The sequence below is a fragment of the Luedemannella helvata genome, assembly GCF_039528415.1.
GTDB classification, from domain to species: Bacteria; Actinomycetota; Actinomycetes; order Mycobacteriales; family Micromonosporaceae; genus Luedemannella; species Luedemannella helvata.
In genome coordinates, this window is sequence record NZ_BAAALS010000009.1 from 78727 (window position 1) to 100936 (window position 22210).

24 protein-coding genes are annotated in these 22210 nt (G+C 72.4%); 15 read left to right on the plus strand and 9 right to left on the minus strand.

Annotated elements, in window-relative coordinates; translation table 11 throughout:
* Window positions 1–181 precede the first annotated feature (181 nt).
* Together ABD191_RS11315 and ABD191_RS11320 are read left to right on the plus strand one after the other, a co-directional pair.
* Window positions 182–514, plus strand: a complete 333-nt coding sequence (locus tag ABD191_RS11315; protein WP_344079827.1) for a PadR family transcriptional regulator — start codon at window positions 182–184, stop codon at window positions 512–514.
* A complete protein-coding gene (locus tag ABD191_RS11320) occupies window positions 514–1530 on the plus strand; it encodes a permease prefix domain 1-containing protein (RefSeq protein ID WP_344079830.1) in 1017 nt (338 codons plus the stop codon). Before ABD191_RS11315 ends, ABD191_RS11320 begins: the two co-directional genes overlap by 1 nt.
* Window positions 1531–1571: 41 nt before the next feature.
* Here ABD191_RS11320 and ABD191_RS11325 read toward each other — a convergent pair whose 3' ends face one another.
* The 4 genes from ABD191_RS11325 to ABD191_RS11340 form a co-directional block, all read right to left on the minus strand.
* On the minus strand, window positions 1572–1946 hold the full coding sequence (locus tag ABD191_RS11325) for a hypothetical protein (RefSeq protein ID WP_344079833.1): 375 nt from the start codon (window positions 1944–1946) through the stop codon (window positions 1572–1574).
* 50 nt (window positions 1947–1996) lie between these two features.
* The gene (locus ABD191_RS11330; protein ID WP_344079836.1) at window positions 1997–2557 is read right to left on the minus strand and encodes a hypothetical protein; all 561 of its coding nucleotides are present in this window, start codon (window positions 2555–2557) and stop codon (window positions 1997–1999) included.
* A 175-nt stretch (window positions 2558–2732) separates the two neighbouring features.
* On the minus strand, window positions 2733–3635 hold the full coding sequence (locus ABD191_RS11335; RefSeq protein WP_344079839.1) for a DNA-processing protein DprA: 903 nt from the start codon (window positions 3633–3635) through the stop codon (window positions 2733–2735).
* A gap of 58 nt (window positions 3636–3693) precedes the next feature.
* The gene (locus tag ABD191_RS11340; RefSeq protein WP_344079842.1) at window positions 3694–5046 is read right to left on the minus strand and encodes a KamA family radical SAM protein; all 1353 of its coding nucleotides are present in this window, start codon (window positions 5044–5046) and stop codon (window positions 3694–3696) included.
* Window positions 5047–5176: 130 nt separating this feature from the next.
* Between ABD191_RS11340 and kdd the strand changes: the two genes are divergently transcribed.
* From kdd to ABD191_RS11385, 9 genes are all read left to right on the plus strand, one after another.
* The gene (gene kdd / locus ABD191_RS11345; RefSeq protein WP_344080167.1) at window positions 5177–6229 is read left to right on the plus strand and encodes an L-erythro-3,5-diaminohexanoate dehydrogenase; all 1053 of its coding nucleotides are present in this window, start codon (window positions 5177–5179) and stop codon (window positions 6227–6229) included.
* 4 nt (window positions 6230–6233) lie between these two features.
* Window positions 6234–7793: an amidohydrolase gene (locus ABD191_RS11350; protein ID WP_344079845.1), complete on the plus strand. Its 1560-nt coding sequence runs from the start codon at window positions 6234–6236 to the stop codon at window positions 7791–7793.
* An 11-nt stretch (window positions 7794–7804) separates the two neighbouring features.
* Window positions 7805–9379, plus strand: a complete 1575-nt coding sequence (gene kamD / locus ABD191_RS11355; protein ID WP_344079848.1) for a lysine 5,6-aminomutase subunit alpha — start codon at window positions 7805–7807, stop codon at window positions 9377–9379.
* Window positions 9376–10098, plus strand: coding sequence for a lysine 5,6-aminomutase subunit beta (gene kamE / locus ABD191_RS11360; protein WP_486341493.1), 723 nt, complete (start codon window positions 9376–9378; stop codon window positions 10096–10098). Before kamD ends, kamE begins: the two co-directional genes overlap by 4 nt.
* A complete protein-coding gene (gene kal / locus ABD191_RS11365; RefSeq protein ID WP_344079851.1) occupies window positions 10092–10466 on the plus strand; it encodes a 3-aminobutyryl-CoA ammonia lyase in 375 nt (124 codons plus the stop codon). The genes kamE and kal overlap by 7 nt, the downstream gene beginning before the upstream one ends.
* Entirely contained in the window at window positions 10463–11734 is a 1272-nt protein-coding gene (locus ABD191_RS11370) for a glutamate mutase L (protein ID WP_344079854.1), read from the plus strand. The genes kal and ABD191_RS11370 overlap by 4 nt, the downstream gene beginning before the upstream one ends.
* A gap of 451 nt (window positions 11735–12185) precedes the next feature.
* Window positions 12186–13781, plus strand: coding sequence for an apolipoprotein N-acyltransferase (lnt, locus tag ABD191_RS11375; RefSeq protein WP_344079857.1), 1596 nt, complete (start codon window positions 12186–12188; stop codon window positions 13779–13781).
* The gene (locus ABD191_RS11380) at window positions 13778–14563 is read left to right on the plus strand and encodes a polyprenol monophosphomannose synthase (protein ID WP_344079860.1); all 786 of its coding nucleotides are present in this window, start codon (window positions 13778–13780) and stop codon (window positions 14561–14563) included. The genes lnt and ABD191_RS11380 overlap by 4 nt, the downstream gene beginning before the upstream one ends.
* Before the next feature lie 11 nt (window positions 14564–14574).
* Window positions 14575–15096: an FxsA family protein gene (locus ABD191_RS11385; RefSeq protein ID WP_344079863.1), complete on the plus strand. Its 522-nt coding sequence runs from the start codon at window positions 14575–14577 to the stop codon at window positions 15094–15096.
* A 69-nt stretch (window positions 15097–15165) separates the two neighbouring features.
* On the opposite strand, the gene ABD191_RS11390 is transcribed toward ABD191_RS11385, so the two are convergent.
* On the minus strand, window positions 15166–15510 hold the full coding sequence (locus tag ABD191_RS11390) for an RNA polymerase-binding protein RbpA (RefSeq protein WP_344079866.1): 345 nt from the start codon (window positions 15508–15510) through the stop codon (window positions 15166–15168).
* A 232-nt stretch (window positions 15511–15742) separates the two neighbouring features.
* Between ABD191_RS11390 and ABD191_RS11395 the strand changes: the two genes are divergently transcribed.
* The 3 genes from ABD191_RS11395 to pip all read left to right on the plus strand — a co-directional run bounded on the left by ABD191_RS11395 (window position 15743) and on the right by pip (window position 18894).
* A complete protein-coding gene (locus ABD191_RS11395) occupies window positions 15743–16171 on the plus strand; it encodes a GNAT family N-acetyltransferase (protein WP_344079869.1) in 429 nt (142 codons plus the stop codon).
* A 159-nt stretch (window positions 16172–16330) separates the two neighbouring features.
* A complete protein-coding gene (locus tag ABD191_RS11400; protein WP_344079872.1) occupies window positions 16331–17929 on the plus strand; it encodes an ABC-F family ATP-binding cassette domain-containing protein in 1599 nt (532 codons plus the stop codon).
* The gene (gene pip, locus ABD191_RS11405; RefSeq protein ID WP_344079875.1) at window positions 17926–18894 is read left to right on the plus strand and encodes a prolyl aminopeptidase; all 969 of its coding nucleotides are present in this window, start codon (window positions 17926–17928) and stop codon (window positions 18892–18894) included. Before ABD191_RS11400 ends, pip begins: the two co-directional genes overlap by 4 nt.
* Here the strand turns inward: pip and ABD191_RS11410 are convergent.
* A complete protein-coding gene (locus ABD191_RS11410; RefSeq protein WP_344079878.1) occupies window positions 18878–19315 on the minus strand; it encodes a VOC family protein in 438 nt (145 codons plus the stop codon). The genes pip and ABD191_RS11410 overlap by 17 nt on opposite strands.
* A gap of 48 nt (window positions 19316–19363) precedes the next feature.
* Between ABD191_RS11410 and ABD191_RS11415 the strand changes: the two genes are divergently transcribed.
* Window positions 19364–20062, plus strand: coding sequence for an HAD family hydrolase (locus ABD191_RS11415; protein WP_344079881.1), 699 nt, complete (start codon window positions 19364–19366; stop codon window positions 20060–20062).
* Here the strand turns inward: ABD191_RS11415 and ABD191_RS11420 are convergent.
* From ABD191_RS11420 to ABD191_RS11430, 3 genes are all read right to left on the minus strand, one after another.
* Window positions 20036–20701, minus strand: coding sequence for a nucleoside/nucleotide kinase family protein (locus ABD191_RS11420; protein ID WP_344079884.1), 666 nt, complete (start codon window positions 20699–20701; stop codon window positions 20036–20038). The two genes, ABD191_RS11415 and ABD191_RS11420, sit on opposite strands and share 27 nt — an antisense overlap.
* Complete coding sequence (ybiA, locus tag ABD191_RS11425; protein ID WP_344079887.1) at window positions 20698–21264, minus strand: riboflavin biosynthesis intermediates N-glycosidase; 567 nt, start codon at window positions 21262–21264, stop codon at window positions 20698–20700. Before ybiA ends, ABD191_RS11420 begins: the two co-directional genes overlap by 4 nt.
* 160 nt (window positions 21265–21424) lie before the next feature.
* Complete coding sequence (locus tag ABD191_RS11430; protein WP_344079890.1) at window positions 21425–22177, minus strand: class I SAM-dependent methyltransferase; 753 nt, start codon at window positions 22175–22177, stop codon at window positions 21425–21427.
* Between the last annotated feature and the right edge of the window lie 33 nt (window positions 22178–22210).

Consider the following 22210-nt stretch of genomic DNA (forward strand, 5'->3'; position numbering starts at 1 on the left):
GGCTCGTTGCCGGTCGCTCCCCAGCCCGACGTTTGGGCGGTTCGGCGTGTAACCCGGGGGTGGGTATACACGCCGAACCGCCCAAACGTCGCCTTGGCGGGCCGGCGGGGGACACAACGGAGTGTGAGTTCTATTGATGTGTGACTTGCGATAGTGTGTGAAGCACAGTATCGTGTGGAGCATGTACGACGAAGAGCTGTACGGGATGCACCTGCAGGAGCTGCGACGCGGCACCGTCGTGCTGGCCTGCTTGATCATCCTCAAGGAGCCCAACTACGGCTACGCGCTGCTCGACCAGCTCGAGCGCTCCGGCTTCGCCGTCGACGCCAACACGCTCTATCCGCTGCTGCGCCGGCTCGAGAAGCAGGGCCTGCTCGCCAGCGACTGGAACACCGACGAAGCCCGCCCCCGCAAGTTCTACCGGACCAGCGACGACGGCCACGCCCTCGCCGACGCGCTCACCGCCGACTGGACCGACCTCAACACCGCCTTCCGCAGCTTGAGAGGTGAATGATGACCGCCCCTACCCCTTCCCTGACCGAGCGCTACGTCGAGGCGACCTTGCGCCGCCTGCCCGAGCGCCAGCGCGCCGACATCGAGCGCGAGCTGCGGGCCTCCATCGACGACGCGGTCGAGGCCCGCGTCGAGGCGGGCGAGGACCCGGCGGAGGCGGAGCGCGCGGTGCTGACCGGCCTGGGCGACCCCGCCCGCCTGGCCGCCGGGTACGCCGACCGGCCGCTGCACCTCATCGGCCCGGACCTGTTCCTGCCCTACACCAGGCTGCTGACCGCGCTGATCGCCATCGTCGTGCCGATCGTCGCGACGATCGCCGGCATCGCGCGCGCCGTCGACGGCGACGTCGGTCAGGTGATCGGCGACATCATCACCGCCGCCATCACCACGGGCGTCAACGTGGCCTTCTGGACCACGCTGCTGTTCGCGATCCTCGAACGGCTGCCCAGCGTGCGCGCGTCGGTCATCCGTGACTGGACGCTCGACCAGCTGCCCGAGCCGCCGAAGCGTCGGCGCCGCCACGCCGACCTGATCGCCGAGACCGTGATGATGGTGTTGTTCGCCGCGTTCGTGCTGCTCACGCCCGTACTGCGGTTCAAGACCGACGCGTCCGGCGGCCCGATCGGCGTCCTGTCGCCCTGGCTGTGGGACACCGGTGTGGTGTACCTGTTCCTCGTCCTCGCGCTGGTCGGCCTGAGCTTCAACTACGTCAAGCTGCACGTGCGGTGGAGCGCGCCCCTCGCGGTGGCCGGCGCGGTCGTGAACCTGGCGGCGTCCGGCGTCCTGCTCTGGGTCGCCAGGACCGACCGCCTGATCAACCCCGCGTTCCGGGCGGCGGTCGACTGGCCGGCGGAGGTGTGGGAGTGGCTGCCCGTGGGCGTCACGATCGGCGTGGCCATCAGCGCCGTGATGGTCGTGGTGGAGCTGGTCCGCGGCTTCATCACCCGCTCGTGGGAGCGGGCCGACTTCGGCGAGACGATCCGCGAGGCCACCCAGCGCATCCCCGGCGTGAAGTAGGCAAGCGGCGCGGCCCCCTGGCTTCGGCCTGGTGGGCCGCGTCAGCGTTCCCGGAACCCGCCGAGGAACCGGCGGAAGAACCCGCCCTCCATCGGCAGCGGAGGCGCCGGCGGCGGCGCGGTCGCGCGCAGCCGACCGATCGGCTGGTCGTAGTCGGCCCGCGCGATCGCGTCGATGACCTGCTCCTCGGTGAAATGCTCCGAACCCTCGATCATCGGCACGAACCCGACGAGGACGCCGTTGCGCATGACCTGGGCCTCCAGGCCCGCCGTGCCGTCCGTGTCCCAGATCGCCTGGCGCCCATCGGGCAGCATCACCCGCACGCCGAACTGCGCCACCGAGGCCCGCTCCACGTGCGCGGGCACACCCCGGTTGCGCAGCGCGTCCACCACCCGCCGGGCCTCGTACTCGTCCACGGCACCCACCGTAGCCGCCCCAGCTGTGAAACCGCCGGGAGCGCGGTGCGTCAGGCCTCGCAGATGACACAACGAGTCGTGTCAAACGGCCGGGCCCGCGCGCGGTCGATCAGCGAGGCCGCGGCCGGCCGGTCGGCGCGGACGAACCGTCCCAGGACGACCGCGACCACGGCCGGTGCTCCGGCCGCCTTGAGGGCGTACGCGGCCGACTGCACCCGCGATCCGGTGGTCCAGGTGTCATCGAGCAGGACAACGCCACCAATCCAGCCCCGCGCGGGTGCGTCCGCGCGAAACCAGTCCCGGGCGAACTGACGCTGTCCGACGGGATACGTCCTATCCGGCCGCAGCGCGACATACCCGGGATCGGCGTCGATGTCGAGCAGCGCGCCGAGAGGATGCCGCCCCACCCTGGCCGACGTACTCGGCACGAAGGACGCGTGCGCCAGCCGCCGACCGGCCGCGCGTTCCAGGCAGGCCCGATGCTGGAGCAGAAACAACTCCCCGATGGCGGCCAGCCGGCCTGTGGCCAGCGACGCGGGCCTGTACGCCTTGTAGGACTTGAGGTCTTCGTAATGCTGCTCACCATGGATCGCGTACGCGATCGGCGCCACGATGTCGGGACCCATATCGGCCGGAGCGCTGGCGTACGCGGCGCATGGCGGGCAGGTCCGCCAGCCGGGGTTGACGGCACTTCGACACACGGCGCAGACGCCGGGTCCGGGGGCGAGAGGGTTGTGCAGGTAGTTGGCGAGGGGTTGAACCGTTGCGCGCAGGCGCGCGAGCCGGTCAGCTAAAGAGGCCAGCGATCCCCTCCCGGCCGGACAGGAGCACATCGCGCTGGCGGAGCACATCGTCGACCGCGTTGACCAGTTCTTCCAGGCTTGCGGACACGTGCACGCCCGGCCGGGTGGCGAGGTGGCGCACCCACTCCAGCTCCAGCAGCTCCTTGCGCACAATCACCTGCCGCCCGTGTTGCAGCGCCAGCCGCGCCTGAATACGCACCCCGCTGTGCTCACCCGCTTCGACCACGACCGTGGCGGCCGAGTAGCCGCTCATGACGGCATTGCGCATGGGAAAGTGTTCGCGGCGCGGTGGGGCGTCGGGCCAGAACTGGGAAAGCACGAGGCCCTCGGTCGCGATGCGCTGTTGCAGCGGCCGGTTGGTCGACGGATAGGTCTGGTCGACACCGGTGCCTATCACGGCGACCGTGCGCCCGCCGGCCGCGAGCGCACCGTGGTGGGCTGCGGTGTCGATGCCGGCGGCCAGTCCACTCACGATCGTGACCCGCCGGGCGACCAGCTCGGCGGCGATCGCGCCCGCGATGTCGCACGCCCGGTCGCTCGCCGCGCGGCTGCCCACCACCGCGATCGCACGGACGTCATCGGCGAGCTGTCCCCGGCTGAACAGCAGCGGGGGCCGCTCGCGGATGTCGCGCAGCAGCGCGGGATACGACGCGTCCAGCACGCAGTGCACGCCGATGCCCGCCGACTCCCACGCCCGGACCTCGGCGACTGCGTCCTCGAGCGCCGCGTCCGGGTCAGCCAGTATGTCCTGCTGACCGGACGGCTCGCGCAGCAGCGAGACCGCGCTGCCGCGGTCCAGCACCTCGGCGGCGACGTGTGACCACGACGCGCCGGGGGAGCGCAGCAGCGCCACCACCGCGGCACGTTCGATCATGACGTCGGACACGTCCACGATCGTAGGTCCCGCGTACACCGATCAAACGTATGTTCGATGATCTCCCGCGTCAAGCAACCCTTGACGGCGCGTCGCGGGACCAGAACTTCCGGCCCACCTCCGGCAGGGTGTCGATCGGGTCGTAGTAGGCGTACTGGCGGCCCTCGGTGATGCCCTCCGCCACTTCGAGCTGGGTGCGGTAGCCCTTGTTCCACCACGAGATGCCCAGCTCCCGGTCGTACTCGGCGGCCATGTGGACCCAGCGCTTGCCGACGAAGGGTACGTCGCACACGATGCGGGGGGTGGCGTAGCCGGGCAGGTAGCCCATGATGTCGTGCTGCAGCTGCTGGGCCTGCCACAGCGCCACGCGCCAGTGCTCGGCGTTGGGGATCATGTCGCACATGTAGAAGTAGTAGGGCAGCACGCCGGCCTCGCCGTGCAGCGCGAAGCACAGGTCGAGCAGCGCCTCCGCGGAGTCGTTGACGCCGCGCATGAGTACGCCCTGGTTGCGCACGTCGCGCACCCCGGCGTCCAGGGCGACCCGGGCGGCGCGCGCCACCAGCGGCGTCACCGACTGGGCGTGGTTGACGTGCGTGTGGATCGCCAGGTTCACGCCCTGTGAGCGCGCCCGCGCGGCGACCCGGCCCAGGCCCTCGACGACGTCGGGCGCCAGCCAGTGCTGCGGCAGGGCGGCGAGCGCCTTCGTGGCCAGGCGGATGTCGCGCACGGAGTCGAGGTCGAGCAGCCGGTTGAGGAACGCCTCGAGGTTGCGCCACGGCACGTTGGCCACGTCGCCGCCGGAGACGACGACGTCGCGCACCTCGGGGTGGGCGGCCAGGTAGGCCAGCATCGCCGCGTAGCGGTCGGTCGGCTTCAGGGACAGCTTCAGCTTGTCCACCGAGGGGGTGGAGTTGCCGACCAGGTCCATGCGGGTGCAGTGCCCGCAGTACTGCGGGCAGGTCGACAGCAGTTCGGCGAGCACCTTGGTGGGGTAGCGGTGGGTGAGGCCCTCGGCCACCCACATGTCGTGCTCGTGCAGCGAGTCGCGCGACGCGTTCGGATGCGACGGCCAGTCCGCGCGCCGGTCGGACGCCACCGGGATCATGTAGCGGCGCACCGGGTCGGCGTAGAACGCCGCCGTCCAGTCGGCGGCGCCGGCCGGCACCATCGTATTGATCATCTGCGGGGGCACGAGCATCGACATGGTGGCGAACCGTTGCTGGTCGGCCGCCAGGTCCGCGTAGAAGACCTCCGAGACAAGATCTCCGAGTACGCCCTTGAGCTGCTCGATGTTCTTCACGCAGTGGGCGCGCTGCCACTGGGCGGACGCCCAGTCCGCCCCGGTCACGTCACGCCAGCCGGGGAAGCGGGTCCAGTCGGGTTCGACCAGTTCCCGCCGGCGGTACCCGTACGGCTCGTTCACGCCGACACCTCCCTTGCGCAATGACCACGACTCGGGCGAGGGTAGTAGAGATTATTCGGCCAAGTCACTAGTCTGCCGAATAATTTCCTGTCAAGAGGCCGAAGCGCAAGGGAGCATCCGGATCATGGGTATGTCGTCGCCGGTGGGCCTGCACCGCGTCCTCGCCCCGCACGGGGTGCTTCCCCAGGCCGCGCGCAGCCTGGACACCGCGCCAGACATCGCCGACGACGAGGTGCGGGTGCGCGTCGAGCGGCTCAACCTCGACGCGGCCAGCTTCCGCCAGCTGCACACCGCCCACGGCGGCGACGGCGACGCCGTCCGAGCCGCCGTCCTCGACATCATCAAAAACTGCGGAAAGATGCACAATCCGGTCACCGGGTCGGGCGGGATGCTCATCGGTACGGTCGATGCGGTCGGCCCACGCTCGCCCCTGGGCCTCAGGCCGGGCGACCGGATCGCCACCCTGGTCTCGCTCACCCTCACGCCGCTGGCCATCGCCGACGAGCTCGCGCGCTGGGACGGGCACTCCGAGCAGGTCCCGACCAGCGGGCACGCCATCCTGTTCGCCCGCTCCGTCGCCGCCGTCCTCCCCGACGACCTGGCCCCGGAGCTGGCCCTGGCCGTCCTCGACGTGTGCGGCGCGCCCGCCCTGACCACCAGGGTCGTGGCCCAGCACCGCGACCACGGCGGCCAGCCCACGGTCGCCGTGATCGGGGGCGCAGGCAAGTCCGGGTCGCTCGCGCTCGCCGCGGCCAGGCGCGCGGGCGCCGCCCGTACGCTCGGCGTTGTTCCCAGCGCCGCGGAGCGCGACCGCCTGACGGCGGCCGACGTGGCCGACGACGTCGCGCTCGCCGACGCCCGCGACCCGGTGGCCCTCGCGCACGCGGTCGAGCGGCATCTCGGGCGGCCCGCCGACGTGACCGTCGTGTGCGTGGACGTGCCCGGCTGCGAGCACGGGGCGATCCTGGCCACCGCGAACGGCGGCACGGTGATCTTCTTCAGCATGGCGACGAGCTTCCCGGCCGCCGCGTTGGGCGCCGAGGGCCTCGCGGCCGACGTCACCATGCTGATCGGCAACGGGTACGTGCCCGGCCACGCCGACCTGGCCCTGACCCTGCTGCGTGACGTACCGGGCATCCGCGCCCTCTTCGCGGCGCGCCTCGCGGCGGAGGCGGCAGGATGACGCCATGACCCCCACGCTTTTCCGCAACGGCCGCGTCTACAGCCCGGCTGACCCGAGGGCCACCGCTCTGCTCGTGGCCGACGGCACGATCACCTGGCTGGGCGCGGACGCCGACGCGCCCGCGGCCGGTACGGTCGTCGACCTCGACGGCGGGCTCGTCACGCCCGCGTTCGTGGACGCCCACGTGCACGCCACGGACACCGGCATCGCGCTGTCCGGCCTGGACCTGAGCGCGACCCGCTCGGCGCGCGAGGTGCTCGACGCGGTCGCGGCGCACTGCGCGTCGCTGCCCCCGGACGCGGTCGTCGCCGGCCACGGCTGGGACGAGTCGGGGTGGGCCGACAAGGTCCCGCCGACCGCCGCCCAACTGGACCGGGCCGCCGACGGCCGGATGGTGTACCTGTCGCAGGCGTCGATCCACTCGGCGGTCGCGTCAACCGCGCTGCTCGCGGCCGCGTCGCCGGCCGTGACGACCGCGCCGGGCTACGACGCCACCGGCTGGCTGCGCCGCGACGCGCACCATGCCGTACGCGGCATCGCGATGGGCTCGATCACGACGGCGCAGCGCCGCGACGCCCAAGTCGTCGCCCTGCGCACGGCCGCCTCGTACGGGATCGCGGCCGTGCACGAGTGCGGCGGCCCGGGCACCTCCAGCGAGGACGACTTCACCCACGTGCTGTCGCTGGGCGGCGCGGCCCATGGCCTGCCCGAGGTGTACGGGTATTGGGGCGAGCTCATGGGCGCCGCCAAGGCCCGCGAACTGGGCGCGCTCGGCGCGGGCGGCGACCTCTACGCCGACGGCGCGCTGGGCGCGCGGACCGCGCACGTGTCCGATGCCTACCTCGACGGCGACGAGGGCGCGTGCGGGCACGCCTACGTCACCGCCGAGCAGGTGCGTGACCACCTCGTCGACTGCGCGCGCCACGACGCGCAGGGCGGCTTCCACGCCATCGGCGACGCCGCCATCGCGACCGTGCTGGCCGGCTTCGCGGCCGCCGCCCGCGTGGTCGGGCGCGACCGGCTGCGCGCCGGCCGCCACCGCGTCGAGCACGCCGAGATCATGAACAGGGAGCTGATCCGGGGCTTCGTCGAGTACGGGATCGTGGCCAGCATGCAGCCGGCGTTCGACCGGCTCTGGGGCGGCGACGACCAGATGTACGCCCTGCGCCTGGGAGTCGACCGGTCGCTGGCGTCCAATCCGATCGGCGCGATGGCCGGCGTCGGCGTGGCCCTGGCGTTCGGGTCGGACTCGCCGGTCACGCCGCTGGACCCGTGGGGCACCGTGCGCGCCGCGATGTGCCACCACAACCCGGTGCAGCGCATCAGCGCGCGGGCGGCGTTCGCCGCGCACACCCGTGGCGGCTGGCGCGCGGCGCACCTCGACGGGGAGGGCATCCTGCAGCCCGGCGCCCCGGCGACGTTCGCCGTCTGGGACGCCCCGGCGCTCACCAAGGGCCTGCCCACCCTGGTGGCGGACAACCCGGACGAACCCCACCCCGCCCTGCCGTCGTGCTGGCGCACCGTCCTGCGCGGCGTCACGATCTTCGACGAGAACGAGCTCTAAGGAGTACGCGTATGTCCGCCCCGCGCAAGCTTGACCTCGATCCGCGGCTCGTGGCCCGGGCGCGCGCCCTGGCCGAGCGCGTGGGGCGGCCGGTGGTGGAGCTGGCGCGCAGCCACACGACCGTGGCCGTGGAGCGGGCGGTGCTGCGGCTGGCCGGCGTCACCGGCGCCGACCCGGACGGCATCCCCTGGGTGAACCGCCTGGTCGACGCGGTGCGCGCGGACGTCGGGCTCGGGCACGGGGTGGCGCTTCCCGTGTGGCACGCGCTCGCGGCCGAGGGTCTCGACGACGTGACCCTGCTGGCGCAGAAGGCGGCCGCGGGCTCGGTGCGGTTCCGGGTACCCACCGGCGCGCAGGCCAGAGCGGCCGCGAGGGCCGCGCGGCGGGCGACCGGCGCGGGCATCCGGCGCGTCGACCGGCGCCGCGCCGAGCGCGAGCGGCTGGTCAAGCGCCTGGGGGACCCGCCCCGGCGGCCGTGGATCTACCTGATCGTGGCGACCGGCGACATCTACGAGGACATCCCCCAGGCGCAGGCGGCCGCCCGGGCGGGAGCGGACGTCATCGCGGTGATCCGGTCGACCGGGCAGTCCCTGCTGGACTACGTCCCGGAGGGGGCGACGCGGGAGGGGTTCGCGGGCACGTACGCCACGCAGGAGAACTTCCGGCTCATGCGCGCGGCGCTCGACGAGTCCTCCAAGGAGCTCAAGCGGTACGTCCGGCTGACCAACTACGCGTCCGGGCTGTGCATGCCGGAGATCGCGACTCTGGCCGGGTTGGAGCGGCTGGACATGATGCTCAACGACTCCATGTACGGCATCCTGTTCCGCGACATCAACCCCGTCCGCACGTTCGTCGACCAGCGGTTCTCGCGGCAGGTCCACGCCCGCGCCGGGATCATCATCAACACCGGCGAGGACAACTACCTCACCACGGCCGACGCGGTCGAGGCGGCGCATACGGTGACGGTGTCGCAGCTGCTCAACGAGTACTTCGCGCACGAGGCCGGCCTGGCGGACTGGCAGCTCGGCCTCGGCCACGCCTTCGAGATAAACCCCGACCTGCCGGAGTCGTTCCGGCTGGAGCTGGCGCACGCGCTGCTGGCCCGGGAGCTGTTCCCGGACGCGCCGCTGAAGTGGATGCCGCCGACCAAGCACATGACCGGCGACGTGTTCCGGGGCAACCTGCTCGACGGGTTCTTCAACCTGGCTGGGGCCATGACCGGGCAGGGCATCCTGCTGGTCGGCATGATGACCGAGGCCGTGGTCACGCCGTGGCTATCGGATCGCGATATCGCCTTGCAGAACGTCCACTACGTGCTCAACGCGGCCGGCGGCCTGCACGAGGACTTCGTGCCCGCGCCGGGCGGGTTCATCCAGCAACGTGCCAACCAGGTCCTCAATGAGGCCCTCGACCTGCTGGAACGCATCGTGAACGACGGCGGCGCCGCGCCGCTGCTCACCGCCATCGCCGACGGCACGTTCGGGATCATGAAGCGGCCCGCCGACCGGGGCAAGGGCCTCGACGGCGTCGCCGCGCACGAGGACGACTACTACAACCCCGCGACGGACATCCTGGAGGCAGCGTGATCAGGCCCTACGGGGACACGACCGGCGACGGGATGGTGCAGCTGAGCTTCACCCTGCCCGTACCGGCGGACAAGCGCGCGGAGGGCGCGGCGCTGCAACTGGCCGCGAAGATGGGCATGGACCCGGCCATGGTCGTGCACGCCAGGCAGCTGGGCGAGGGCTTCACGTTCTTCGTCGTCTACGGCAGGGTCAACCACCTGGTCGACCTCAGCAAGGTCGTGGTGGCCGAGCGGGACTTCCCGCTGCGCTCACCCAAGGAGATCAACACGCTGATCAAGCAGAAGTTGCGCCGCAAGCTGACCGTCGTGGGCGCCTGCATCGGCGACGACGCGCACACCGTGGGCATCGACGCGATCCTGAACCTCAAGGGGATCGCGGGGGAGAAGGGCCTGGAGTCCTACCGGGAGTTCGCGGTCACCAACCTGGGCGCGCAGGTGACCGTGCCGGAGCTGGTCAACCGGGCACGCGCGGAGAAGGCCGACGCGGTACTCGTCAGCCAGGTGGTCACGCAGCGCGACGCCCACCTGCGCAACACGATGGAGATGTCGGCGGCGTTCCGGGAGGCGTTCCCAGCCGGCAAACGCCCCCTGCTGGTGGTCGGCGGGCCGCGCTTCGACGAGTTGGCCACCGGCGAGCTGGGTGTGGACCGCATCTTCGGCCGGGGCACCACCCCCCGCGAGGTGGCCTCCTACCTGGTGGAAAGGCTGGTGCCATGCTGACGGTCACCCATCGGCGGTACGTGCCGTACGCGCACGCGCACTACGCCGGTCACCTCGTCGACGGCGCGTACTCGCTCGGGCTGTTCGGGGACGTGGCGACCGAGATCTGCATTCGGCTCGACGGCGACGAAGGGCTGTTCGCGTCCTATGCGGACGTTCAGTTCCTGGCCCCCGTGCGGGCCGGCGACGTGCTGGAGATCGCCGGAACGGTGACGAGGATGGGTACCCGCAGCCGGACGATCGACTTCGAGTGCCGGGTGGTCTGCCGGGGTCGGCCGGACCGGGGCGGGTCCGCCGCCGAGGTCCTCCGCGAGCCGATCGTCGCCGTGCGGGCCACCGGCACGGTCGTGGTCCCGCCGAAGCCGTGAGCGTCGCGGTCTGCGCGGACGTCGGGTCCACGTACACCAAGGTCGCGGTCGTCGACCTGGACAGCGGCGCGCTGGTCGCCACCGCCGCGCGTCCGACCACGATCACCACGGACGTGCTGCACGGCCTCGACGCAGCGGTCAGCGCCGCCGGGGCGCCGCGCGACGCGGCGACGTACGTCTGCTCGTCGGCCGGCGGCGGGCTGCGGCTGGCCGTGGTCGGCTACGAGCGCCGGATCACGGCGGAGGCGGCCCGCCGGGTGGCCCTCACCGCCGGCGCGCGCGTCGTCCACATCGCGCACGGCCGCCTCGACCCGGCCGGGGTCCAAGAACTGCGCCAGGCCCGCCCTGACGTGATCCTGCTGGCCGGGGGCACCGACGGCGGCGACGAGGACGTGCTGCGCCACAACGCCGACCGGCTCGCCCGCGCGCGGGTACGCGTTCCGGTCGTACTCGCGGGCAACGCCGAGGCCCGCGACGCCGTGGCCGCCCACCTGGGTGAGCACCGCGTGCCCGTGGTGGCGACCGACAACGTCCTGCCGCGCATCGGCGAACTGAACCCCGCGCCCGCCCGCGCCGCGATCCGCGAGGTGTTCCTGCGGCACGTCATCGGCGGCAAGGGCCTCTCGCGGGGGACGCGGTTCGCCTCACTGGTGCGCGGCGCGACCCCGGACGTGGTGCTGACGGCCGTGGCGCTGCTCGCGGACGAACTGGGCGGCGACCTGCTGGCCGTGGACGTGGGTGGGGCGACCACGGACGTGTACTCGGTGCTGCGCCCCGACGACGCCGGCGCGGACGTCGCGGGAACGCTGTGGCACGGCCGCACGGTGGAGGGCGACCTCGGCGTTCGCTGGAGCGCGCCCGGCGTGCTGGACGCGGCGGCCACGGAACGGCTCGCCGTCGACCCCGACCTGGTGACGGCGGCGCCGCGGCGGGCGGCCGATCCCGCGCTGCTGGCGGACGGCGACGCCGACCTGCGGCTGGCCCGCCTGGCCGCCACGGTCGCCGTGCGCCGCCATGGCCGCGACCGGGACCTGCGCCGCGTGCGGCTCGTCGTCGGGTCCGGGGGTGTCCTGCGTCACGCCGCACCAGCCGCGGCCAGGTCGGTCCTCGACGCGATCCTCGCCGATCACGCGGGTGGGTGGCGCGTGCCGACGTCCGCGCGGGTGCTCATCGATCACGAGTACGTGCTGGCAGCGGCCGGTCTGCTGGCGCAACCTCATCCGGCGGCCGCCCGGCGGCTGCTCCGGGCTCGGCTGGCCGGGGATTGACGAACACGCCAGGGCGACACGCCGTCCCCCTCAAGATCCTTCAGTGGAAGTGTTGACACGGCCCGCCCCGGGGGTCGTACCGTTCTTGAGTCCTTTTCCGTGGACGACCATCAGTGCGCCTAACGTTCATTGCGCCCGCTGGCGTTGCCAAGACCAGCGGTCGGGGGCGGGCGTGGCCGCACCGGAGATGGTCGTTCTGCGGTGGTGGGCCCTGCGACAGGGTGGAGCAGGGGCCACACGGCAGCAGGCACGCCCGGCCAGTAGACAACGGCCCGCGACAGACAGCCAGTCGATCGCGGGTCGGTCCGAAGGCCGCGCGCGGGTCTGGTCTGCCGAACCGGCCAGGAGGGACCTGGGAGTCGGGGCGCGGCGCAAATGCCGCGCCCCGAGCCATGTCCGATTCGGCATCCTCGCTGGTCGGCCCCGACTCGCTTCGGGCACGATGGTCGGCATGCTTCTTGAGGCGTCGGCAGTCGACGCGCCCGCCGACGCGCCGACCCACCCGGCCGCCCCCCTGCCCCTGTGGGCCGCCGCGCTCGCCGCCGTGGCGGCCGGTGGGGCGATGCTGGCCGCGTTCCCGCCCGTGGGCCTGTGGTGGCTCGCGCCCGTGGGCGTGGCGCTGCTCGCGACCGCCGCGCACCGCCGCCGCGCCCGCACCGGCCTGCTTCTCGGGTCGCTCGCCGGGGTCGCCTTCTTCGTGCCGCTGCTGAGCTGGACGGGCATCAACGTGGGTGCCCTGCCGTGGCTGCTGCTGTCCGGCCTTGAGGCGCTCTACCTGGGCCTGCTGGGGCTCGCGACCGCCGTGGTCAGCCCGGTCGTGGACCGGTGGCGGTGGAGCTGGCCGCTGGTGACCGGTGCGTTGTGGGTGGGGCAGGAGGCGCTGCGCGACCGTACGCCGTTCGGCGGGTTCCCGTGGGGCCGGCTGGCGTTCAGCCAGGGCGAGTCGCCGCTGCTCGGGCTGGCCGCGGTCGGCGGCGCCCCGATGGTGACGTTCGCCGTGGGCGTGCTGGGCGGCCTGCTGGCGCTCGCGGCGTGGCGGCCGTACGCCCTGCGCCGCGTGCTCGTGCCCGTCGGGGTGGCCGCCCTGGTGGCGCTCGGCCCGCTCGCCGTCCCGTCGCCCGCCACCACGGGGGTACCGAGCGCCCGCGTCGCCATCGTGCAGGGCAACGTGCCCCGGCTGGGCCTGGACTTCAACGCCCAGCGGCGGGCCGTGCTCGACAACCACATCAGCGGCACGATCGCGCTGGCCACCCGGGTGTCGCAGGGCATCGAACCGCAGCCCGACCTGGTGATCTGGCCGGAGAACGCCAGCGACATCGACCCCCTCGCGAACGCGGACGCCCGCGCCGCGATCGACGGCGCCGCCCACGCCATCCGCGCGCCCATCCTCGTCGGCGGCCTGCTCAACGGCCCCGGCGACCACGTGCGCAACGTCGGCATCGTGTGGCTGCCCGGGTCCGGCCCGCAGGAACCGTACGTCAAGCGCCACCCCGTACCGTTCGCCGAGTACGTGCCGCTGCGTGACATCGCCCGCAAGATCAGCGACAAGGTCGACCTCGTGCGGTCGGACTTCATCGGCGGCGACCGCCCCGGCGTCATGCGTATGGGCGATGTCACGATCGGCGACGTCATCTGCTTCGAGGTGGCCTACGACACGATCGTGCGCGACGTGGTGACCGGCGGCGCGCAGCTGCTCGTCGTGCAGACCAACAACGCCACGTTCAACGCGGCCGAGGCCAGCCAGCAGCTGGCCATGGTGCGCCTGCGGGCGGTGGAGCACGGGCGGGCGGCCCTCATGGCCTCGACCGTGGGCATCTCGGCGTTCGTCGCCCCGGACGGAACCGTGACCCAAGCGACAGCCTTCAATACCCCGGCGGTGATCAGCGCTACGGTGGCACTGCCGGAGGGACGTACCATTGCCACCAGATTCGGGGGACTGCCCGAATTCACTCTGGCAGGTGCGGCGCTTACCATCATCGCCTGCGGGGTAATCATCCGTCGCCGCGCGCGAGGTGCCGAAACGGTGGCTGAAGGGCAGGAAGAGTGACGAACGCATCGTCAGATACCGACACGTACCCAGGCGTCGGTCGGGTGCTGGTCATCATTCCCACGTACAACGAGGCCGAAAACATCCGGTTCATCACCGACCGGCTCCGCAAGGCCGTTCCCGCCGCGCACGTGCTGATCGCCGACGACAACAGCCCGGACGGCACGGGCGACATCGCCGACGAGCTGGCGGCCGCCGACGATCACGTCAAGGTGTTGCACCGGGAGGGCAAGCAGGGCCTCGGCGCCGCCTACCTGGCAGGCTTCGCGTACGCCAAGGAGCACGGCTACGACGCCGTCGTGGAGATGGACGCGGACGGCTCCCACGCCCCCGAGGAGCTGCCGAAGCTGCTCGACGCCCTGTCGAACGCCGACTTGGCGCTCGGCTCGCGCTGGGTGCCCGGCGGGAAGGTCGTGAACTGGCCCGCGCACCGGTTCGCGATCTCGCGCATCGGAAATTTCTACGTCCGCATGGCCATCGGCGTGCCGATCAAGGACATCACCGGCGGTTACCGGGCCTTCCGGATGCCCGTCCTCGACAAGATCGAACTCGACTCGGTGGCGTCGCAGGGCTACTGCTTCCAGGTCGACCTCGCGTGGCGGGCGCTGCGGCACGGGTTCCGGGTGGTCGAACTGCCGATCACGTTCGCCGAGCGGGAGCGGGGGGCCAGCAAGATGAGCTCGGCGATCGTGCGTGAGGCGCTGTGGCGCACCACGGTCTGGGGCGTGCAGGCGCGCGCCACGGCGGTGCGCCGCAAGCTGACCGGTCGCTCGGGCGACTGACCGGAGCCGCCGTGCGCCGCGCGCTACTGATCCTGTTCCTGGTGGTCCTGCCGGTCGCCGAGATCGGCGTGATCATCCTGGTCGGCCGCGCGATCGGCGTGCCGGCGACGTTCCTGCTGCTTCTGGTCACCACCCTGGTGGGCACCTGGCTGCTGCGCCGCGAGGGCACCCGGGCGTGGCGGTCGTTCCGCGACGACCTGGCGGCGGGCCGCCCGCCCGGCAACGCGGCGACGGACGGACTGCTCGTGCTCGTGGGCGGGTTGCTCATGGTGCTGCCCGGCTTCATCACGGATGCGATCGGGCTGCTGATGGTGCTGCCGCCGACCCGTGGGGTGGGCCGGTCGCTGGTGCTGCGCCTGGTGGATCGGCGGATGTCCTCGCGCGCCCGGGCCAACCTGTTCGGCCCGCGCAAGGTGCGGGTGCGCTACGGGCCGGCACAGCGCAACGAGCCACCGCCCCCGCCGTCGTCAACGCCACCTCCGCCGTCGTCGCCGCCCCCGGCGATCGAGGGCGAGATCGTCGACCCGCCGTAGGCCCGGACACGAAAACGTGGCGGCACCCACGGTCGGGGCCGCCACGGTTCGTGGTGGATGTGAGCGCTGTTACGCCGTGCGGCCGCGCCGGACGCGGACCTCTTCGAGGCGCTCGTTGAGGATGTCCTCGAGCTCCGACATGCTGCGCCGCTCGAGCAGCATGTCCCAGTGGGTGCGCGGCGGCTTGGCCTTCTTCGCCTCCGGCTCGGTGCCGTCGACGAGGCGCGCGACCGTGCCGTCGAACTTGCACTCCCAGGTGGTCGGCACCTCGGCGTCGACCGCGAAGGGTACCTCGAACTGGTGGCCGCGGGCACACAGGAACTCACGGGTCTGGCGCGGCGCCAGTTCCGTGTTTCGGTCGGATTCGTAGCTGACGGCGCCGAGACGGCTCCCGCGCAGCATGCGCTCGCCCATGATCGGTTCGTTCCCTCCGGACTCGGAATGCTCCAACGGCATCCGTTGGATCCAACGACGCTGCAGGTCCGACGATTCCCGGACGAGCGAACATCAGAATTCCAACGTACCCATCGAGCGTATCCGGCAACCGGGTGATCACCCACCTCAAGATTCGTGCGGGTGGCCCGGTTCGTCCCGTTTACGTGATCATCGCTGCGCGTCGGATCTGAGACAGTGGCACACTTTCCGTGTGATCGAAGAGGTACCCCTGGACGACATCATCGATCTTCGATGCCGTGTGCTGCGACCCGGCCTGCCCCGCGACTCGGCGAGGTTCGTCGAGGACCGCCGCCCGGGTTCCTTCCACCTCGCCTACCGCGACGACGCCGGCGGGGTCGTGTCCTGCGTCACGTTCGTCCCCGAGGACCTCGACGGCATGCCCGCCTGGCGGTTCCGGGGGATGGCCACCGACGAGGCGCGCCGCGGCGAAGGCCTCGGCAGCCAGGTGCTCAAGGCCGGCCTGGTGACCGTCGCGGCCCGCGGCGGTGGACTCGTCTGGTGCAACGCCCGCGTGAGCGCCCTCGACTTCTACCGACGGCACGGCTTCACCGAACGTGGCGACGTCTTCGACATCCCGGGCATCGGGCCGCACGTGATACTCACCCGGCACGTGGACTAAATCGCTGGGCCGCCCGCGGGACGCCCGCTAACATCGCCAGGGCCTTGTTGTCGTTGAGGGGAGCGGGCCGTTGCTGATCTGAGGCCGCACACACCGCGCCGACCCCGACCGGTCGCGCGTGCCGCCGTCCGATCCGCACCCCCCTTTTGCGAGGCCGCCATGCAGCACGCCATCGTCGTCAACGACCTTCGTTTTACCTGGCCAGACGGGCAAACTCTGTTCGACGAGCTGACCTTCACGGTCGGTGCCGGCCGCACGGGCCTCGTCGGCACGAACGGCTCCGGCAAGTCCACCCTGCTGCGCATCATCGCCGGGGCACTGCGCCCCGCGCACGGCAGCGTGCACGTCGCCGGCACCCTCGGTTACCTGCGCCAGGACCTCACCCTCGACCCCGACCTGCCCGTCGACGAGGTGCTCGGCATCGCCGCCGCGCGCCGGGCGCTGCGCGCCATCGAGGCGGGCGTCGGTACGGACGCCGACTTCGCGGCCGTCGGCGACGACTGGGACGTCAATGAGCGGGCCCGCGCGGCGCTCGACCGGCTCGGCCTCGCCCACATCGGACTCGACCGGCGCGTCGGCGAGGTCTCCGGGGGCGAGGCGATGCTGCTCGGCCTCACCGCGTACGTGCTGAACCCACCCACGGTCCTGCTGCTCGACGAGCCGACCAACAATCTCGACCTGGACGCGCGCACCCGCCTCTACGACGTCGTGGCCACCTGGCCGGGCGTCCTCGTGGTGGTCAGCCACGACCGCGAGCTGCTGGAGCGGGTCGACCAGATCGCCGAGCTGCGCGACGGCGGGCTGCGCTGGTACGGCGGGACGTTCAGCGACTACGAGGCGGCCGTGGCCGCCGAGCAGGAGACCGCCCTGCGGCTGGTCCGCGCCGCCGAGGGCGACATGCGCCGCCAGCAGCGCGACCTCATCGAGGCCCGCATCAGGGCCGACCGGCGCGCCGCCCAGGGCCGCCGCCAGCAGCTCGCCGGCGGCATCCCGAAGATCGTCGCGGGTGGGCTGAAGCGGCAGGCCCAGCAGACCGCCGGCCGCCAGCGCATCCTGCACGGCGAGAAGCTCGACGAGGCCCGCTCGCGCTTGGTCGAGGCCGAGGAGGCGGTACGCGACGACGACACCATCCGCGTCGACCTGCCGCACACGGCCGTGCCGGCCGGCCGGGTCGTGCTCACGGCGCGCGATGTCGTGCTGCGCAACGGCGCGCGCGTCGACCTGGACGTACGCGGGCCGGAGCGCATCGCGCTGCTCGGCCCGAACGGCGCCGGCAAGACCACCCTGCTGGAGACGATCGTCGGCACGTTCACCGTCGCGTCGGGAACGATCGCCCCGGCCGTGCCACTGCGCTACCTGCCCCAGCGCCTCGACGTGCTCGACCCTGCCGCGTCGATCGCCGCGAACGCCAAGCGCCTCGCGCCCGCCGCGACCACCAATGAGATCCACGCCTCGCTGGCCCGGTTCCTGTTCCGCGGGTCGCGGGCCGACCAGGCCGTAGGCACCCTGTCCGGCGGCGAACGCTTCCGGGCGACGCTGGCGGCGCTGCTGCTCGCCCAGCCGGCGCCGCAGCTGCTCCTGCTCGACGAGCCGACCAACAACCTCGACCTGGCCAGCGTCGACCAGCTCGCGCAGGCCCTGGCCGCCTACCGTGGCGCGCTGATCGTGTCCAGCCACGACCTGCCGTTCCTGCGCACTGCCGGAATCACCCGGTGGCTGCGCCTCGACCGCGAACTCACCGAGGTGGACCCGCAATGACCGCCCTGTACCCGCGCCCCGACCCGTACGCCCAGGGAATGCTCGACGTCGGGGACGGCAACCAGATCTACTGGGAGACCGTCGGCAACCCGGACGGCAAGCCGGCCGTCGTCCTGCACGGCGGGCCCGGCTCGGGCTGCTCGCCGTGGTGGGGGCGCTTCTTCGACCCGGCCGCGTACCAGGTGGTGCTGTTCGACCAGCGCGGGTGCGGGCGCAGCACCCCGCACGCCAGCGACCCGACCACCGACCTGAGCGTGAACACCACCGCGCACCTGATCGCCGACATCGAGCGGCTGCGCGCCCACCTCGGCGTCGACCGGTGGCTGGTGTTCGGCGGCTCGTGGGGCTCCGCGCTCGGCCAGGCGTACGCCGTCACCCACCCGGAGCGGGTCAGCGAGCTGGTGCTGTTCAGCGTCGTCGAGGGCAGCCGCCGCGAGGTCGCGTGGATCACGCGGGACATGGGCCGGGTCTTCCCCGAGGAGTGGGCCCGCTTCCGCGACGCGGTCCCCGAAGCCGACCGGGACGGCGACATCGCCGACGCGTACGCCCGGCTGCTGGCCCACCCCGACCCGGCGGTACGCGAGAAGGCCGCGATCGACTGGTGCGCGTGGGAGGACACGCACGTCGCCACGGCCGGACCGCGCAAGCACGACCCGCGCTATGACGACCCCGTGTTCCGGATGGCGTTCGCCCGCCTGGTCACCCACTACTGGCGGCACGGGTGCTGGATGGACGGGCTCATGCCGGCCGCCGCAGGACGGCTGGCCGGCATCCCCGGGGTGCTCGTGCACGGCCGGCGCGACATCAGTTCGCCCGCCGACGCACCCTGGCGGCTCGCCCAGGCCTGGCCGGACGCCGAGCTGGTGCTCATCGACGACGCCGGCCACGGCGCCGGGCACCCGGACGTGACGACAGCGCTCGTGGCGGCCACCGACCGCTTCGCCCGCCTCAGGCCGGGCCCATGACGACCGTGCCGTCGGGCTCGACGCGCCAGCCCGGGTTGTGGGCGATCTCCCAGATCAGCCCGTTGGGGTCGGCGAGGTGCCCGTGGTAGCCGCCCCATTCGGCGTACTGCGGCTTCTTGAGCAGCACCGCGCCCGCCGCGACCGCGTCGCTCACGACGCGGTCGACCTCGGCCGGGCTGCCCACGTTGTGCGCCAGCGTGATCCCGGCCGGCGCCCCGGCCACGTCCGCGCCGGTACCGATGTCGCGCACGAACGCCGGCGCGGCGAAGAAGCTCAGCATCAACCCCGGTCCCGCCTGGACGAAGAGGACCTCGCCGGCCACCTCCAGGGTGGGTGACCAGCCGAGCCCGTCGACGTAGAAGCGGCGCACCGCGTCGAGGTCGGCCGTGGCGATGGTGATGAAGTGCACCCGTTGATCCATGCCGGCCAGTCTGCCACCGGGCTGTGACGCTGGCGGTACGCTGCCCACATGGTTGGCCGCCTGGTGCTGTGGGACATCGACCGCACGCTCCTCAAGGCGGGCGGGGTGACCTCTGAGGTATTCCGGGCTGCGTTCCGGGAGGTCACCGGCCAGGATGCGGGGCACCTGCCCGACTTCGGCGGCCGCACCGACCACGACATGTTCACAGGGGCGCTCTCCGCGCAGGGCATCGCGGTCTCCGACGCGCTGATCCGGCGGTTCTTCGACGTGTTCGCCGCGCGGCTTCGTGAGCGCCGCCATGACATCGTCGCGAGGGGATGCGCGCTGCCGGGCGCGGGCGCCGCGCTGGACGCCTTCGCGAGCGTGCCGGGCGTGGTGCAGTCCGTGGTGACCGGCAACATCCGCGAGACCGCGTACGAGAAGTTGTCTCTGTTCGGGTTGGCTGACCGGATCGACTTCACCGTCGGTGGCTACGGCTGCGACGACGGCGTGCGCGCCACACTTGTGCGGCTGGCCATCGAGCGGGCGTCGCGGGCGTACGGGTGTGCGTACGCCGGCGGGCGGGTGGTCGTCGTCGGTGACACGGAGCACGACATCGTCGGCGCCCACGCCAACGGGGTACGGGCGGTCGGCGTGGCCACGGGCCGTGCCACGTCCGGTGACCTCAAGGCCGCGGGCGCCGACATCGTGCTCGCCTCGCTCCTGGACACCGACGCGGTGCTACGCGCCGTGCTCGATGACAGCTGAGCCCGGCCACCGACGCACGTACGGTCGCGCCGGATCGTTGTTGTCGATGACGACGTCGGCGCGCCCCAGCGGGTCGGCCAGTTCCCGGTACAGCTGCTGTCCCGGAAGGTAGCGGGCCAGGTAGCGCTCCCTGGTGGCCTCGGCGCCGCCGAACATTGCGGCGTCGCGCACGAACGCCCGGCGCAGCGACTCCTCGGGCGTGATGTGCAGGTACACCGTCAGGTCCCAGTGGTCGCGCAGCTGCGGCCGCAGCAGGAACACGCCCTCGAACAGCAGCACGCCGTCCCGCGGTGCCCGCCGCGGCGCCTCGTCGACGGGGGCGTCGCGGCGGTGGTCGAACACCGCCGGCCGGTACCACCGGTCGCCGTCCGCGCCCAACGGCGTCAGGACCTCATCGCGTACGCGCTCGTAGTCGAAGGAGTCCTCGTAGTACCGCTGGCGCAGGTGCCGGGGCCGGTGGAAGCCGTCGATGCTGACCTGGACGGGCTCGCGCACCCCGGCCAAGGCCCGTGCCAGCTCGCCGGCCAGGGTCGTCTTGCCGGCGGCGTCCGGCCCGTCGATCGCGACGCGTAGGACCCGGTCGGGCCGGCGTCCCGCGATCAGCGCGACGAGCCGGGTGAGCAGCTCGTCGCGCGTCATGCGCCGGCGAACTCCGCGCGTACCCTCATGAGGGCGAACCCGAGCAGGTTGAGCCCCTGCCATGCGGCCGGGTCGAAGGCGCGCCCGTCGTTGGCGGCCAGCCCGATGCCCCAGATCCGGTCCTGTGGGCTGGCCTCCACGAGCACGCGGTCGCGGGTGCCGACGAGATACGCCAGCAGGTCGGGGTGCTGGCCGAACTTGGCCCGGTTGCCGGCCACGACAATGTCGAACCGGTGCGCGCGCCACGTCTCGTCGTCGAAGCGGGCGACCTGCCGGCCGAGCGCCTTGGCCGCGCCGGGCGACGCGGCCGCCACGATCCGCGCCGCGGTCTCCTTGTCGTCGAACAGGCGCGCCTTCCCGGCCATCATGAAGTGCTCCGCCGTCGCGTACCGCACCCCGTCGACCTCGAACGGCGCCGACTCCCACCACTGACTCAGGCAGCCCTTCCCGGGCCGCCCGTCGGCCTGCGGCCGGTGACCCCAGAAGTGCAGGTAGGACAGGTTCGCGCCGGCCGCGACCAGATCACGCAGCTCGTCGACGCTGTACGGCAGGGGAGCGGACATCCCAGCAGCGTGCCACAGGCCACCACGACTGCTCATCCCGGTTTTGCGGGCGATCTCGTCCAGCTCGTTCACGGCCTCGCTCGGGTCGGATCGGACTTTTGTGGAACCTGTGTGGAACCGGTGCTGCACTGTAGCTGCAACACGTGTGGCCGAACACAGGTCACCCGGCGGGCCGTACCGCCTCGATGAGGACGCGTTGGGAGTGGGCGATGAACGGGCCGTTCCGCTCGATGCGCTCGTGCAGCGCCCGCAACTGGTCGCGGTAGGCGTCCACCGTGAACCCGGGCACGGTCCAGATAACCTTCCGCAGGAAGACGATCACGGCGGCGATGTCGAAGAACTCCATGCGCAGCGCCTCGGCCCGCAGGTCCACGACCATGAGCCCGGCGGCAGTGGCGTCGGCCCGGATGCGTTCCGGTCGCTGCGCCTCGGTGACCGGCTGGGATCCCATCATCGCAGCCGCCAATTCGCGCACCGAGCCGGAGCCGATCTGCTGTGACAGGTAGGTGCCCCCGGGCGCCAACACACGGGCGATCTCCTGCCACGGCACGGTGACCGGGTGCCGGCTCACCACCAGGTCGAACGACCCGTCCGCGAACGGCAGGGGATCGTTCTCGCCGACCTCGGCCACGGTCGCGCCGAACGGCGCCAACCGGCGGCGGGCCAGGGCGGCGTTGGGCGGCCAGCCCTCCGTGGCCGCGAGCACGGGCGGCGGCTTCGGGATGCCGGCGAGCACCTCGCCGCCGCCGGTCTGCAGGTCCAGCGCCCGCCGGGCATGGGCCATCCGTTCGCCCATCAGCTTCGCGTACCCCCACGACGGGCGTTCCTCGGTCGCCCGGCCCGCGAACCAGGAGAAGTCCCAACCCTCGACCGGCACGGCGGCGCCTTCGGCCACCAGGTCCTCGAACGTCACCGGCCGAGTATGGCCCCCGTCAATCCGCATGAC

Bases quoted from the DNA above. Each gene is read 5' to 3' on its own strand.
- ABD191_RS11320 (WP_344079830.1), top strand. From the start codon at position 514: ATGACCGCCCCTACCCCTTCCCTGACCGAGCGCTACGTCGAGGCGACC.
- ABD191_RS11420 (WP_344079884.1), bottom strand. From the start codon at position 20,701: ATGACGCGCGACGAGCTGCTCACCCGGCTCGTCGCGCTGATCGCGGGA.
- ABD191_RS11400 (WP_344079872.1), top strand. From the start codon at position 16,331: ATGCAGCACGCCATCGTCGTCAACGACCTTCGTTTTACCTGGCCAGAC.
- kal (WP_344079851.1), top strand. From the start codon at position 10,092: ATGCTGACGGTCACCCATCGGCGGTACGTGCCGTACGCGCACGCGCAC.
- ABD191_RS11415 (WP_344079881.1), top strand. From the start codon at position 19,364: ATGGTTGGCCGCCTGGTGCTGTGGGACATCGACCGCACGCTCCTCAAG.
- kamD (WP_344079848.1), top strand. From the start codon at position 7,805: ATGTCCGCCCCGCGCAAGCTTGACCTCGATCCGCGGCTCGTGGCCCGG.
- kdd (WP_344080167.1), top strand. From the start codon at position 5,177: ATGTCGTCGCCGGTGGGCCTGCACCGCGTCCTCGCCCCGCACGGGGTG.
- ABD191_RS11315 (WP_344079827.1), top strand. From the start codon at position 182: ATGTACGACGAAGAGCTGTACGGGATGCACCTGCAGGAGCTGCGACGC.
- ABD191_RS11390 (WP_344079866.1), bottom strand. From the start codon at position 15,510: ATGGGCGAGCGCATGCTGCGCGGGAGCCGTCTCGGCGCCGTCAGCTAC.
- lnt (WP_344079857.1), top strand. From the start codon at position 12,186: ATGCTTCTTGAGGCGTCGGCAGTCGACGCGCCCGCCGACGCGCCGACC.
- pip (WP_344079875.1), top strand. From the start codon at position 17,926: ATGACCGCCCTGTACCCGCGCCCCGACCCGTACGCCCAGGGAATGCTC.
- ABD191_RS11350 (WP_344079845.1), top strand. From the start codon at position 6,234: ATGACCCCCACGCTTTTCCGCAACGGCCGCGTCTACAGCCCGGCTGAC.
- ybiA (WP_344079887.1), bottom strand. From the start codon at position 21,264: ATGTCCGCTCCCCTGCCGTACAGCGTCGACGAGCTGCGTGATCTGGTC.
- ABD191_RS11410 (WP_344079878.1), bottom strand. From the start codon at position 19,315: ATGGATCAACGGGTGCACTTCATCACCATCGCCACGGCCGACCTCGAC.